The sequence below is a fragment of the Coriobacteriia bacterium genome (genome assembly GCA_013336165.1).
Taxonomy (GTDB): domain Bacteria; phylum Actinomycetota; class Coriobacteriia; order Anaerosomatales; family JAAXUF01; genus JAAXUF01.
In genome coordinates this window covers 191,739-205,254 of record JAAXUF010000001.1, presented here as the reverse complement: position 1 = coordinate 205,254, position 13,516 = coordinate 191,739, and the positions used below count along the sequence as shown (strand labels likewise).

The 13,516-nt window shown below is 61.1% G+C and carries 11 protein-coding genes, 2 tRNA genes, 1 other RNA gene and 1 riboswitch; of the genes, 9 read left to right on the top strand and 5 right to left on the bottom strand.

The window, feature by feature from the left end; genetic code table 11:
* Position 1: 1 nt before the first annotated feature.
* The 4 genes from HGA39_01020 (at position 2) to HGA39_01005 (ending at position 2,680) form a co-directional block, all read left to right on the top strand.
* A complete protein-coding gene (locus tag HGA39_01020) occupies positions 2-718 on the top strand; it encodes a hypothetical protein (protein ID NTW27937.1) in 717 nt (238 codons plus the stop codon).
* A complete protein-coding gene (locus tag HGA39_01015; protein NTW27936.1) occupies positions 715-1,167 on the top strand; it encodes a ribonuclease HI family protein in 453 nt (150 codons plus the stop codon). Before HGA39_01020 ends, HGA39_01015 begins: the two co-directional genes overlap by 4 nt.
* Positions 1,168-1,187: 20 nt before the next feature.
* The gene (gene queD / locus HGA39_01010) at positions 1,188-1,553 is read left to right on the top strand and encodes a 6-carboxytetrahydropterin synthase QueD (protein ID NTW27935.1); all 366 of its coding nucleotides are present in this window, start codon (positions 1,188-1,190) and stop codon (positions 1,551-1,553) included.
* Positions 1,554-1,990: 437 nt separating this feature from the next.
* Positions 1,991-2,680 carry a metal-dependent transcriptional regulator gene (locus HGA39_01005; protein NTW27934.1) on the top strand — a complete coding sequence of 230 codons (690 nt, stop codon included), beginning with the start codon at positions 1,991-1,993 and terminating at the stop codon, positions 2,678-2,680.
* Here HGA39_01005 and dinB read toward each other — a convergent pair.
* The gene (dinB, locus tag HGA39_01000) at positions 2,644-3,897 is read right to left on the bottom strand and encodes a DNA polymerase IV (protein NTW27933.1); all 1,254 of its coding nucleotides are present in this window, start codon (positions 3,895-3,897) and stop codon (positions 2,644-2,646) included. The genes HGA39_01005 and dinB overlap by 37 nt on opposite strands.
* A gap of 79 nt (positions 3,898-3,976) precedes the next feature.
* Here dinB and HGA39_00995 point away from each other — a divergent pair, with 79 nt between their 5' ends.
* Entirely contained in the window at positions 3,977-4,849 is an 873-nt protein-coding gene (locus tag HGA39_00995; protein NTW27932.1) for a deoxyribonuclease IV, read from the top strand.
* A 71-nt stretch (positions 4,850-4,920) separates the two neighbouring features.
* Positions 4,921-5,550 (top strand): hypothetical protein, encoded by a 630-nt coding sequence (locus tag HGA39_00990; GenBank protein ID NTW27931.1) that lies wholly within the window; start codon positions 4,921-4,923, stop codon positions 5,548-5,550.
* 24 nt (positions 5,551-5,574) lie between these two features.
* Here the strand turns inward: HGA39_00990 and rnpB are convergent.
* An RNA gene (gene rnpB / locus HGA39_00985) (RNase P RNA component class A) lies at positions 5,575-5,924 on the bottom strand.
* Between the two features lie 137 nt (positions 5,925-6,061).
* Between rnpB and HGA39_00980 the strand changes: the two genes are divergently transcribed.
* Positions 6,062-7,771, top strand: coding sequence for a glutamine--tRNA ligase/YqeY domain fusion protein (locus tag HGA39_00980; protein NTW27930.1), 1,710 nt, complete (start codon positions 6,062-6,064; stop codon positions 7,769-7,771).
* Between the two features lie 98 nt (positions 7,772-7,869).
* Here the strand turns inward: HGA39_00980 and HGA39_00975 are convergent.
* The 3 genes from HGA39_00975 to HGA39_00965 form a co-directional block, all read right to left on the bottom strand.
* Positions 7,870-7,945, bottom strand: a tRNA-Glu gene (locus tag HGA39_00975).
* Between the two features lie 14 nt (positions 7,946-7,959).
* Positions 7,960-8,033: transfer RNA gene (locus tag HGA39_00970), tRNA-Gln, on the bottom strand.
* Positions 8,034-8,137: 104 nt separating this feature from the next.
* On the bottom strand, positions 8,138-9,601 hold the full coding sequence (locus HGA39_00965) for a glutamate--tRNA ligase (GenBank protein ID NTW27929.1): 1,464 nt from the start codon (positions 9,599-9,601) through the stop codon (positions 8,138-8,140).
* Between the two features lie 114 nt (positions 9,602-9,715).
* Positions 9,716-9,830: riboswitch (SAM riboswitch) on the top strand.
* Positions 9,831-9,940: 110 nt separating this feature from the next.
* On the opposite strand from HGA39_00965, the gene HGA39_00960 reads away from it, so the two are divergent.
* Entirely contained in the window at positions 9,941-11,173 is a 1,233-nt protein-coding gene (locus HGA39_00960) for a methionine adenosyltransferase (GenBank protein NTW27928.1), read from the top strand.
* Between the two features lie 87 nt (positions 11,174-11,260).
* Entirely contained in the window at positions 11,261-13,501 is a 2,241-nt protein-coding gene (gene priA / locus HGA39_00955) for a primosomal protein N' (GenBank protein ID NTW27927.1), read from the top strand.
* The last annotated feature ends 15 nt before the right edge of the window (positions 13,502-13,516 follow it).

Sequence of the window (13,516 nt, the reverse complement as noted above, 5' to 3'; positions counted from 1 at the left end):
GATGACTCAGGCTGCAGCACTGCTCGACCTTCAGGCCGTTGACCTGGAGATCCTCCGCAACAAGAAGCGTCTAGATGAACTGCCGGAGAAACAAGCGATCCTCGAATTGAGAGCGAAACAGCGTGAGGTAATGGCGTTGCATGCCAGAGCGGAGGTACTGCTCGGCAAGCTGCAGAAGGATCTCAAGGCTCACCAAGACGAGGTATTCATGCTCTCCGAGAAGATCAAGGGTGAACAGGCGAAGGTCTCGGCGTCTACGGATCATCGTGCCATCACCTCGATGACCCGGGAGATGGACGGGCTGAGACGCAGGCGGGACAAGCTGGAAGTCGAGGCCATAGCGCTCATGGAGCGCGTTGAAAAGGCGACCGGGCAGATCGGCACGATCGATGAAGCGCTTGAACAGCTCAAGACCAAGGATGCGGCGCTGGTAGAACGTTACAAAACGGTTGGAAGAGCGGCGCAGAGCGAAATCGCCGCACTCGAGGCGAGGCGCGCCGCACTCGCGAGCAGCCTGCCGGTCGAGCTCGCCGAGCGCTACGAGGCCGTCAGAGCGAGCAAGGGCGGCGTGGGTGTTGGGAGGCTGGAGGCTGGAGCGTGCTCGGCCTGTCGGATGCTGCTGCCCGCCCAGCGGGTTGCCAGTCTCGAGGCCGGGGATGCGATAGGCGTCTGCCCACAGTGCCACCGCATGATCGTCGTGAGATCGGATCATGAGTGAGCGCGGTACTGCGAACCGACGGCGGCTCGCGCGGCAATCCGGGACCAGCCGGCGCCGGGTTTGTGATCGAGCGCGACGGCGAAATCATCTGCCGAGGCGGTCGGTTTCTTGGCAGCCAGACCAACAATGTTGCCGAGTATGAGGCGATGATCTGGGGACTGGAGAATGTAGCCGCGCTTGGCTTCGACCAGGTGACCGTCTACGCGGACAGTGAGCTGCTGGTCAAACAGATCAACGGTCAGTACCGAGTACGAAATGAGAACCTGCGTCCGCTCTTTGTGCGCGCCGCCGCCTTGTTGCGAGCCTTTCGTTCATCCAAGGTGGTTCACGTACGCCGGGAGCAAAATGTCCAAGCAGACGCGATGGCAAATGCGGCGATGGATTCACGGGGGACGGTCGGCGACGCTCCGTGCGGCCCCGGCGGTTCCTCCGCCCCAACCTTGTTCTAGGAAGCGAGCCTGAGACTGCCATGTTCGAACTCACGGTCAAGTCACATTTCGACGCCGCCCACGCGCTGCACGGCTATCCGGGCGAATGTCGGCAGTTGCACGGTCACACGTGGGATATCGAGGTCATGATCGCTGCTGAAACGCTCGACGAGATAGGAATCGTCTACGACTTCAAGCGTCTCAAAGAGGACTTGGCTGGAGTACTGCAAGACTACGACCACAAGTACCTGAACGACGTTGCACCGTTTGACACCCGGAATCCAACCGCGGAGAACCTTGCGCGGGAGATCTACGAGCGTCTTGCCTTGCGCGTCGACCCGTCGATCAAGGTTGTCGAAGTGAGTGTATGGGAGTCACCGGTCGCCAAGCTGACGTATCGGCCTTGAAACGATGGCAGGCAAGCCGGGTGTGAGAACGTAGTAATCCCGAGAGACCTCGCCGACGGGTTCCTCGTACCGGAACGGTTTTCCGTTTCTTACCTCCAAGGCCCCGTATCAGCGTGACCACCTCACGGCTTGTCACCTTCATCGGGTCCCTCTCGGGCAGCTGCTGGTCAACCGTCTTTCGGAGTCCGCTGCGTCCGACCTCTCGGGACAAGATGGACTCTACTCAGACTTCATGACTGTGTCAACGCGATTTTGCGTTGATCGTGGTATTCCTGACATACGGTCATAGACTTACTATCAGTGGTTCCAATAGACTGATTAACGGTACTGACGGTTATCCTCACCAGCACAATCACCGCATTTGCGCCAACTTGGCAAACTGCCTAGACTGAAATCACGACGCGAGATCGTCATCCCGTCAACGAGAAAGCCACCTGATGCCTACAGCCACTCTCGAAGAGTACTTGGAGACGGTCTACAAGTTGTCACTGCGGGGTTGTGTCAAACCCTCACAGATTGCGGAGGCGGCTGGCGTTTCTGGTGCGACTGTCACTGCGACATTGCACCGGCTGGAAGGACAGGGCCTTATCACGCGGACAGGCACCGCGGTTGTACTCACGGCCGAGGGGACCGCACGGGCTCTTGACATCGTAAGGCGGCATCGCGTTGCGGAGGCATTTCTCGTGAACACGCTCGGCATGGACTGGGGTGTCGCGCACGAGGACGCCTGTTTGCTTGAGCATGCACTCTCGCCGCGAGTTCTCGAAGCGCTTGAGCGCTTTCTTCAGAACCCGGAGTCTTGCCCGCACGGTCACCCCATCCCCTCGGCCGATGGGCGTGTCACGACGGTGCCCGGTCTCCTCTTGTCTGAAGCAGAAAGTGGATCGCGAGTGACGGTGTTGAGAGTTGATGAGAGCAACGACGAGCTCTTGGGCTATCTCGGTGAACTGGGATTAACGCCTGGCACGTCGGTCTTGGTATCAGAAAGAGCGCCATTCAACGGACCTCTGAGCATCGATATAGGCGGCAAACGCATCGCCTTGTCCTGCGAGGTTGCAGGCCTGGTTACCGTTGAATCACGCGACACGGCTCATGCGTCCTCGGAAGGATCCTCGGCAGCCGAGTGAGTTCGCATGTCCCTTCCGAAACGGATCGCCTTCTCGCCAAACTTGTCACGGACCGAGTCGATGCTTCGAACCAGCCGTTCAGGTCGCGGGCTGGCTTCGTCGGCCGTCGCCGAGTGGCCGAGGCCTTCGAGCAGGTTGAGCTGGGTCGCTTTCTCGTCGAATCCGGAAAGGCCCACTCCGAGGAGTCTGAGCCCGATTCCCGGCGACCATGCCGATGCGAGCAACTCCCGCGCAACAGGCATGAAGCAGGACTCGTCGTCCGTGGGGACCGGTAGCGTTCGGCGCACTGTCTTGGTCGTGAAGTCCGAGAAGCGCAGCTTGACGGTGATGGTTCTTCCGGCCAGCCCTTTGCGACGGAGGCGGCGTCCCACTTTGGCCGTCAGTGCGTGCAACGCATCCTGGATATCTTCCAGACTTCGGACATCGGTAGCAAAGGTGTGCTCGCTTGAGAGAGACTTCACGCCATCGTTTTCGTGAACATCTCGCGAATCTCGTCCGCGCGCGCGCACGACAAGTGCCGATCCGTGAGCGCCCAGCACCTCAATCGTCGTGAGGTCGTCCAAACCCGCTAGGTCGGCCAGCGTGCGGATACCCAGACCTTCCAGCCGTCTCGCGGTCTTGGGACCCAGCCCAGGCAGCGCTCGAAGGGGGAGCGGCGCGAGGAACTCCCGTTCGTGGCCCGGGCACACGACCGTAAGGCCATCAGGCTTATGGTAGTCGCTGGCTATCTTGGCGACGGACTTGACCGCGGAGATGCCCACCGAACACGTGATTCCGAGAGCCGCAACCTTGGATCGTATTCGTCGAGCGATCGCGACGGGGTGTTCAGAGAGATGGCGGCCTGGAGTCACATCGAGATACGCCTCATCAATCGATACGGGTTGCACAAGAGGAGTCTCCTCGGCAAAGATGGCGCGAACCGCAAGGGATATTTCGTGATAGCGAGCAAAACGGCAAGGGGCCCAGATCGCCTGCGGACAGAGCCTCTCGGCCTGTGAGGACGGCATCGCAGAATGAACGCCGAAGACGCGCGCCTCGTAGCTGCACGTCGAAACGACGCCTCGGCTCCGCGAATCCCCTCCAACGATGACGGGTTTGCCGCGCCATTCGGGATGATCGAGCTGCTCTACGGCCGCGAAGAACGCATCGAGATCCACATGCAGGATCGCGCGTCCCTCCCAAGGCGTAGACTCGCAGTTGTCGACTGTTTCGCTCATGCTGTGAGTGTACAACCTGACACTGTCACGGCGTTGTTCCCTTCAGGCCGCTGGGACAGGTATCGGAGAGAAGAGGCACATGCTCATCGGCGCTCATGTTTCGGTCGGCGGGGGATACGAGAAGGCGCTGGACTATGCGGTTGAGGTAGGTTGTGAATGCATCCAGATATTCGCCAAGAGTCCTCGGCAATGGAATGCGCAACCCATCAATCCGCTGGCCGCCGAGAGGTTTCGGTCTCTGCGCGCAGAGCGAGGCTTTGGACCTGTCTTCACGCACGGTGCATATCTGATCAGCCTAGCGACTTCTGATCCAGTCCATCGGGAGAAATCGATTGCGGCTCTCGGTGATGAACTCCTTCGTGGCTCCGCGCTTGGCGCTGCAGGCGTGGTGACTCATTTAGGCAGCGATCCGGACGATGACTGCGCTGCGGCTGCACGGCGGATAGGAGAGGCGGTCAATGCCGCGTTCGAACTGGCGGGCGGCGACGCATGCAACACCCGTCTGCTCCTGGAGAACACCTCTGGTGCCGGCCACACCTTCGGATCGTCGTTCGAGCAACTGGCGGATTGCATCGAGGCCTCCGGACTTCCCTCGGAACGTTTGGGCGTCTGCTTGGACACATGCCACGGGTTCGCATTCGGCATGGCTTTGGACACGGCTGATGGTTGGGAACAGACGCTACACACCATCACGAACACGTGCGGAATCGAACGCCTTGGTCTCGTGCACGCCAATGACAGCATGTTCGAGCGCGGCTCCCGAAGAGACCGGCATGCGTGGATCGGTCAGGGCTTCATCGGCGAAACGGGGTTCTCGGCGATGGTCCACATGGCGGAGTTACGCGATACGTGCGCGTGTACTGAGATGCCAGGGCAGGCGCCTGAGAAGGATATCGTCAACATCGCGCGGCTCAAGGTCCTTCGCGAAGCTGCGTGCAACGACGGTCTGTAAAGCCTCCGGTTGTTCTCGGCTGTCAGTGTCCCTAGAATGAGGACGATCACTCCAAGCAGGAAGGCATGAAGATGGCTTTGGTGCTCATTGCGCGTGACCCTGACGGCTCCGTGCGATTGCTTTCGAAAGAGCCCTTCACCGCTTCGCGCTATGCTCTTGTGCGGCTTGAAACACTGGCCGGCGAGGCTGAGTCCAATCTGCGCGGTGCCGAGGTCTACCTACTCGATATCGAGACGGCACAGCCGGTGCTCATCGTCTGGCCTCCGGTGGCACCTGTCGGCGTTCCAAGCGCGCAGACGCCCGAGATCGCAGTCCCGGCGGTGCCGAGCGTGCGCGCCGAGTCGGCCGTCGAGACGCTTCCCACCAAAGACGCGGAGCTCGTTCTCGAGCCTCAGACTGCGGTGTTGTCTGCGGATTCCGACCTGTTCGTCATCGACCCTCATGGTGATTCATTCCAAGTCGCCGCGGCGTCGCTTCGAACCTTGATCGCAAGTGTCGTTGAGGACATATGCGCGACACCGCCGTCTTTAGATGAACCAGCGACCGTGGCCGACGAGGGCGTTTCTGGCGCGCCGGACCCTCAGAATGCGGAAGCCCAGCCGATCGACTCAGACTCGTGCGAGACGTGCGTGTTTCCGGAGACATGCCCTGATGCGGGGCTGAAGTCACCGGATGAGTGCGGGACGTTCCAGCGCAGGTAGCCTGCAAACGCACGGACAGGTTGTGGGTGGAGTGGGCCTGTAAGCCGGATTCTGTCGTGGACGATCATCTATCTGGGACCGACGTCGCCGTCGGCCTCTCGCGGGCATACCCGAGCGTTGACCGGGCCGGTCTTAGTCGCTCCTATTTGCCCTTGCTCCGGATGGGGTTTGCCAAGCCGTCGGGTTGCCCCGGCGCTGGTGCGCTCTTACCGCACCGTTTCAGCTTTTCCCTCGCGTTAGAAGCGAGGGAGTTTTCTTTTCTGTGGCACTTTCCGTCGGGTCGCCCCGCCCTGCCGTTAGCAGGCATCCTGCCCTATGGGGTCCGGACTTTCCTCACGCCCCACGAAGGGACGCGCGACCGCCCGGCCCACTCCGCCGACAAGTGTACCAGCCAATCCCGCGTCGTGCGTCTTAAAGACGACAGAAGCCGCATCCGCTGCTCCCCGAATCCTGCGGTTTGCCCTGCACGCGCAGGAGGCAGACCCACCGCTTCTGTGATATCTTCGCCTCTATGGACAACGACATTCTCTCTTCAACGGATTCGTCAGAGCGCGGCAACTTCATTCGCGACATCATCTCGAGCGATCTTGCTGGGGGTAGTATCGACCATGTCGTCACGAGGTTCCCGCCGGAACCCAATGGCTACCTCCACATCGGGCACGCGAAGTCGATCTGCCTGAACTTCGGCATGGCCCAGGAGTTCGGCGGCCGATGTCACTTGCGTTTCGATGACACGAACCCCATCAAAGAGGAGCAGGAGTACATCGACTCGATCAAAGCCGACGTGCGCTGGCTGGGCTTCGACTGGGGCGAGTACCTGTACTACACCTCCGACTACTTCGAGCTGCTCTACCAATGGGCCGTGCACCTCATCGGCGAAGGCAAGGCATACGTCGATGACCTGACCGCCGAGGAGATTCGCGAGTACCGCGGCACTTTGACACAGCCCGGCAAGAACAGTCCTTGGCGTGATCGATCCGCCGAGGAGAACCTCGATCTCTTCGAGCGCATGCGTGCAGGTGAGTTTCCCAACGGCTCCCGAGTACTGCGTGCGAAGATCGACATGGCCTCGGGCAACATCAACTTTCGCGACCCGGTGATGTACCGCATCCTGCATGCCGAGCACCCACGTACGGGCGACGCATGGTGCATCTATCCGTCGTACGATTTCGCGCATGGACAGTCGGATGCGATCGAGCACATCACACACTCGATCTGCACCCTCGAGTTTCAAGACCACCGGCCGCTATACGACTGGTTCATTGAGAATCTGCCGGTTCCCTCTCGCCCTCATCAGTACGAGTTCGCCCGTTTGAACCTCACGCATACGGTGCTCTCGAAGCGTCTGCTCCTGCAGCTCGTTAAGGACGGCCGAGTGCGCGGCTGGGACGACCCTCGGATGCCGACTCTTGCCGGCCTGCGACGTCGCGGCTTCCCTGCTGAGGCCATTCGCAACTTCGCGGCTATGATCGGTGTCGGCCGCGCGGACAGCGTGCTTGAGATTGAGATGCTTGAGCACGCGGTACGCGACGTGTTGAACCGAACGGCGCTTCGCCGATTCGCGGTGCTCGACCCGCTGAAGGTCGTCATCGAGAACTACCCCGAGGGCCAAGTCGAGGAGATGGAAGTCCCCAACAACCCTGAAGATGAGTCCGCAGGAACTCGGCGCGTGCCGTTCTCGCGAGAACTCTGGATCGAGCGCGAGGACTTCATGGAGGATCCTCCCAAGAAGTTCTTCCGTCTCGCACCGGGCCGAGAAGTGCGGTTGCGCTCGGCGTACCTCATCACCTGCAACGAGGTCGTCAAGGACGCCGACGGTGCTGTCGTCGAGCTGCGCTGCACCTATGACCCGGCGACCCGGGGTGGGAGCGCACCGGACGGCCGCAGGCCGAAGGCGACGCTGCACTGGCTCTCGGCTGCGCATGCCATACCTGCCGAGGTGAGGCTCTACGACCACCTCTTTGTCAGCTCGCATCCGGGCAGCGAAGGCCGCGATCTTCTCGGTGACGTCAACCCGAACTCAGAAACGGTGCTCTCCGGATGCTACGTGGAGCCGATGCTTGGAGAAGCGGCGATAGGGGAGACCGTGCAGTTCGAGCGGATCGGCTACTTCTGCGCCGACTCGGACTCCGCTGTCGGAGCGCCTGTCTTCAACCGCACACTCACCCTTAAGGACACGTGGGCCAAGCTCATGGCGCAGGGACGTCACGACACGGCATAGCAGACCGGATTCTGGGCTTCGAGAGAGTCTGTCTTGAGGAGTCCTTCATCAGAGCATAGAACAGGCCAGAGGATTGAACCTCTGGCCTGTGATGTTGCTGGTAGCCCGTACGGGATTCGAACCCGTGATCTCCGCCTTGAGAGGGCGGTGTCCTAACCGCTAGACGAACGGGCCATGCGATGGTGTCTTGGCTGGGGTGGAAGGAGTCGAACCCTCACATACGGCACCAGAAGCCGCTGTCCTACCATTAGACGACACCCCAACGGCTACTCGCTTCTTTCAAGCGCGCCCTGCAAAGGCGCAGGACGGAATGTTACGGACGCCGCAGGCGAGTGTCAACCCCTTTCTTCGCCGTCAGCGGCCCGATTACTCACGCGCCAGGGGCACGGCAGCGGCGATTCGAGCGAGCGTCTTCTCCCTGCCGAGCAGTTCGAGCGATTCAAACAACGGCGGAGAGACAGCGGTGCCCGTCGCCGCCACGCGTATCGCCTGGAACACGATCTTCGACTTGAGGTCGAGCTGTGCCGGAAGATCGCGCAGGGCGGTCTCGATCTCGGTGGTGGTCCATGGCGCACACTTGAGGGCTTCGGCTGCCGCCGAGAGGGAGCGCCCGGCACCTTCCTTGCCGAGAACCTTGACGCGCGCATCGTCGTCGACAGTGACGTCGGCAAAGAGGAAGGCAACCTTGGGCACGATTTCGTCAAGCCGTTTGACTCGTTCTGAGACGAGGGGTGCGAGACGAAGGAACCATTCCCGACGTGAATCCACATCCGCAGCGTCCGAGAGATGTGCTGCCTCTAGCCATGGAAGCATGCGGTCGACAAACTCGGCGGGGGACAACTCACGCATGTAGACGCCGTTCATCCAATCCAGTTTCTCGGCGTCGAAGATGGCCGGGTTCTTGGAGATGCGATCGAGAGAGAAGTTCTCCTTCAGCGTAGCTGGGCTGATGATCGTGGTTTCGCCGTCGAGTGACCAGCCGAGAAGAGCCAGGTAGTTGATGAGAGCCTCAGGGAGATAGCCCATGTCCCGATAGGACTCTACGCTGGTTGCTCCATGGCGCTTGGAGAGGCGCTTACCGTCGGGCCCCCAGATCATCGAAAGGTGCGCGAATATCGGCACGGGAGCACCCAACGCCTCATAGACAAGGATTTGGCGCGGAGTGTTCGACAGGTGATCGTCACCGCGAATGACGTGCGTGATCCTCATGTCCACGTCATCTAAGACCGTGGCGTAGTTGTAGGTCGGAGTGCCGTCACTGCGCATCAGAACGAAGTCGTCCATGGACTCCGCAGCAAAGGACACCTCGCCGCGCACGGCGTCGGTGAAGAGTATTTCTCCGCGGTCTTCGGGCACCAAGAGGCGCCATGTGTGCGGTTCCCCGGCAGCGATTCGCGCTTCGGCCTCCTCGGCGGACAGCGAACGGCATGTGCGATCATAGCCCGCTGGGCCGTCGCCCAAACGTCCGGATTCGCGCTTGGCCGACAGCTCCTCTGCCGAACAGAAGCAGGGATATGCCGCACCAGCGGCCTTGAGGAGTTCCAGACCCTCGGCGTAGCGGGCGAAGCGTTGCGTCTGGAAATAGGGGCCGAAATCGCCGCCCACCTCGGGGCCTTCGTCCCAATCAAGCCCGAGCCACCTCATGGCTCGAAGAATCGCGAGGGTGTTTTCGTCGGTTGAACGCTCAGGATCGGTGTCGTCGATTCGCAGGACAAACGTGCCACCATGACGGCGGGCGAAGGCCCAGTTATAGATGGCAGTACGGGCTCCTCCGATATGAAGGTTTCCGGTCGGGCTTGGGGCAAAGCGAACGCGGACGGTGTCGGTCACGACTGGAAGCTCCTTGAGAGAATCTTGGGTCGAATGACCCATTATGGTAGCACTTGAGCTCTTGTCGGTTGCCGATATCGTGCTACAGTCTTCCTATCATCAAGAGGCGATCGTGTTTCGATCGCAGCGGGTCGAGGGACCGAGCCCTGTGAAACCCCGGCAACCGGCGTCAAAAGCGACGTACGGTGCCAAGTCTCGGCAGGCTGCACAAAGGCCTGGAAGATGAAGGAACAGCTGACGGCTGCATGCCAGCCTTCAAGCAGAATCCCTGTCTTTCCAGACCGGGGTTCTTTTGTTTTGCGCGACTGAAGCTTACGAATAGCGAGGCAAGGAGACATCATGTCGGAAAGAGGATTCCTCTTCACGTCGGAGTCGGTGACGGAGGGTCATCCGGACAAGATCTGCGACCAGATATCCGATGCCATTCTGGATGCGATACTCGCCCGGGAGATCGAACTCGGCAAAGATGGTGACGTTACCCGCGCACGAGTCGGATGCGAGACGTTCATCACGACCGGGTTGATCGTCGTCGGCGGCGAAATCAGGACGAACGCGTATGTCGACGTTCAGTCCATCGCCCGGGGCGTGGTCAGTGACATCGGATATACACGGGCGAAATACGGGTTTGATTTTGAGACCTGCGGCGTCGTCTCAACGATACACGAGCAGAGTCCCGACATCGCGTTGGGAGTTGACGAGTCGTTCGAGGCCCAGAGAGGCGAGACCGCGGATCCACTGGACGAGATCGGCGCCGGTGACCAAGGCATGATGTTCGGATATGCCTGCGACGAGACTTCGACACTGATGCCCATGCCGATATACCTGGCCCATCGGTTGGCTGAACGGCTTGCCGCCGTCAGGAGAGGCGGAGTACTGGGATACCTGCGCCCGGACGGGAAGACTCAGGTCTCTGTCCGCTATGTCGACGGAAGACCGGTTGCCGTCGAGAAGATCCTCATCTCGACCCAGCATGCCGAGAGCGTCGACGTCGAGGAGCTTCTCCGGCCCGACATCATCGAACACGTGATTGCGCCCGTCTTTCAACTCGAAAACCTTGATTGGTCGGCATCCGAGATCTTCATCAATCCTACAGGCCGTTTCGTCATCGGCGGACCCATGGGAGACACCGGGCTCACCGGACGCAAGATCATCGTCGATACGTACGGCGGCATGGGGCGCCACGGAGGCGGAGCATTCTCCGGAAAGGACGCGACCAAGGTCGACCGTTCCGGCGCGTATGCCGCCCGCTGGGTCGCGAAAAACGTCGTGGCGGCCGGCCTCGCGCAACGCTGTGAGATCCAGCTCGCCTACGCGATCGGCGTGGCGCATCCGCTCTCGCTGATGGTGGAGACGTTCGGGACCGAGACGCTCCCGGTTGCCCGCATCGTGGAGGCGGTGCGAGAGGTGTTCGATCTGCGCCCGGGCGCGATCATTCGCGATCTCGATCTGCTGCGTCCAATCTATCGCAAGACAGCTGCATACGGACACTTCGGGCGTACCGACAGGGACTTCACGTGGGAACGCACCGACAAGGTTGACCAGCTGGTCGCGGCCGCACGGTTGGATTCCTAGGGGCGACGGGCACTTCCGGGCCGCTGACGCCTTGGCGTGTCGGCGGTCTTGTGTATGCTTGCCACGTTCAGCGAACACGGAGGCCCTTTGAGCGTCGCACGCGTCATCCTCGATATTCCGACACGGCAGCTCGATAAGCCGTTTGACTATGACGTTCCGGTCGGCCTTGGCAACGTCCAAGTCGGATCGTGTGTTCTTGTGGATTTCGGACACAGGCCAGCAATAGGCTATGTGGTCGGGCTGGCCGAGGTCAGCGCGCATGAACAGCTCCTGCCAATCAAAGCCGTGATGGGGGAGCCGTTCTTCCGCGATCATGGGGTATGGCTCTCGGAGTGGATGGCCAAGGAATACGTGGCACCCCTCGCGGAGACAGTTAGGCTGTTCCTGCCACCAGGGGCAACACCACGGATCGTCAGAGGCAGGGAAACGGGTGCGCAGTGGGTTCTCAAAGCCGCCGAAGTCGGCCCTGTCGATGACCGCTGGGTGGTTCGGACGCCAGAGAGAAACGGTTTCGTCCCCAAGCGCGGAGCTACACTTCAGCGAGCCGTGCTTGACGCCCTCAGCGAAGGACCGGTTCGGGCGGCGGAGCTTGTCGCCAATCTCGGCAGTTGTGACGGGGCTCTCAAGCGGCTCCAAGAGGCGGGTGCTGTCGGCATCGAGTACCGACGACGCGTTCGGAGTGCTGGCGGAGTCCGTCGCGCCGCTCCGAGACACTCGAACCTTTCTGATGGGCAGAAACTGGCGCTTGAGACCATCGAAGGTGCCGTCTCACAGGGTGTAGGGGAAGTCATTCTTCTGGACGGAGTGACCGGCTCAGGAAAGACGGAAGTCTACCTTCGGGCGATCGAGTCCGCAATCGCATGCGGAGGATGTGCTTGCGTCCTAGTGCCGGAAATCTCACTGACGCCGCAAACCGTCGGACGGTTCCGCTCACGGTTTGGCGAGGATATCGCCGTGCTCCACTCCCGCCTTTCCTCCGGCGAACGCTACGACCAGTGGGACCGCGTTCGCGAGGGCTCGGCGCACGTGGTCATCGGCGCCCGATCTGCGATCTTCGCTCCGTTCAACAATCTGCGCCTCATCGTGATCGACGAGGAGCACGAACCTTCGTACAAACAAGGATCCTCGCCCCGCTATCATGCACGAGAAGTGGCCGCCAAGCTCGCCAGTCTGACAGGCGCACCCTTGGTGCTCGGCAGCGCTACGCCGTCAATGGAGGCGCAACGCCGTTGCCAAGACGGTGAATGGACGCGCGTGCACATGCCTGAGCGCGTGACAGGCCGGGACTTGCCTGCGGTTTGCGTTGTCGACATGTCGGCAGAGTTCGCGGCAGGTCACCGGTCCATGTTCTCTCGCCCGCTTGCTGAGGCGCTGCACGGAGTCGCGGCTCGGGGTGAGAAAGCGGTTCTCTTCCTGAACCGGCGCGGCTTCGCTTCGTTTCTGCTCTGCCGGGAGTGCGGGTTCGTGCCCACGTGTGAAACTTGCTCCACGTCGCTGACCTATCATGAAGTCGGAAGCAAGCTTGTCTGTCACCACTGCGGCATCTCGCAGAGTGTCCCTCCGGTGTGTCCGAGGTGCGCGAGTCCGTATCTGCGGCAGTTCGGAGCGGGCACCCAGCGTGTAGAGGCCGAACTGGCTGCTCTTCTTCCCGATCTCCCGCGTGTGCGCATGGACGCGGACACGACCAAAGGCAAGGGCGGTCACGAACGGGCTCTTGCGGAGTTTGAGAGCCTCGAAAGCGGCGTCCTCCTCGGCACCCAGATGATCGCCAAGGGGCTGGACTATCCCGACGTGACGCTGGTGGGGGTTATCAACGCCGATACGACCCTTCATATGCCCGATTTCCGTGCTGCCGAGAGGACATACCAGCTTCTGGAACAGGTCGCCGGTAGAGCCGGCCGTGGAGTCAGGCCCGGTCTCGTCGTCATACAGACCTATTGGCCCGACCACCCCGCCATCGCCGCCGTCGCGGCGCACGATCCTGAGATTGTCTACGTTCCGGAGAGAGAGCTGCGCCGAGAGCTCAGCTACCCACCATATTCTCGGTTGGCGAACGTCATGATCTGGGGCGAAGACGCGGCACAGGTCTCTGAATGCGCACACGAGATTGCGGCCCGGTTGCGCGAAACTGCACCTGAAGCGTGGTTGATTCTTGGGCCAAGTCCGGCGCCGATCGCTCGTCTCAAAGGAGTCTGGCGTTGGCACGCAATGGTGAAGGCTCCTCTCGGAGATGACCTTCCGGGTCTGGTTGGGGATGTGCTGCATCAGGTGCGCCGCCGCAGCGACGTATCGGTTGTCACCGATATCGATCCGGTCGACATGCTCTGAGCTGAAGGGCTGGTA

Bases quoted from the DNA above. Each gene is read 5' to 3' on its own strand.
- HGA39_01005 (NTW27934.1), top strand. From the start codon at position 1,991: ATGCCTACAGCCACTCTCGAAGAGTACTTGGAGACGGTCTACAAGTTG.
- dinB (NTW27933.1), bottom strand. From the start codon at position 3,897: ATGAGCGAAACAGTCGACAACTGCGAGTCTACGCCTTGGGAGGGACGC.
- HGA39_00995 (NTW27932.1), top strand. From the start codon at position 3,977: ATGCTCATCGGCGCTCATGTTTCGGTCGGCGGGGGATACGAGAAGGCG.
- queD (NTW27935.1), top strand. From the start codon at position 1,188: ATGTTCGAACTCACGGTCAAGTCACATTTCGACGCCGCCCACGCGCTG.
- HGA39_00980 (NTW27930.1), top strand. From the start codon at position 6,062: ATGGACAACGACATTCTCTCTTCAACGGATTCGTCAGAGCGCGGCAAC.
- HGA39_00960 (NTW27928.1), top strand. From the start codon at position 9,941: ATGTCGGAAAGAGGATTCCTCTTCACGTCGGAGTCGGTGACGGAGGGT.
- HGA39_01020 (NTW27937.1), top strand. From the start codon at position 2: ATGACTCAGGCTGCAGCACTGCTCGACCTTCAGGCCGTTGACCTGGAG.
- HGA39_00990 (NTW27931.1), top strand. From the start codon at position 4,921: ATGGCTTTGGTGCTCATTGCGCGTGACCCTGACGGCTCCGTGCGATTG.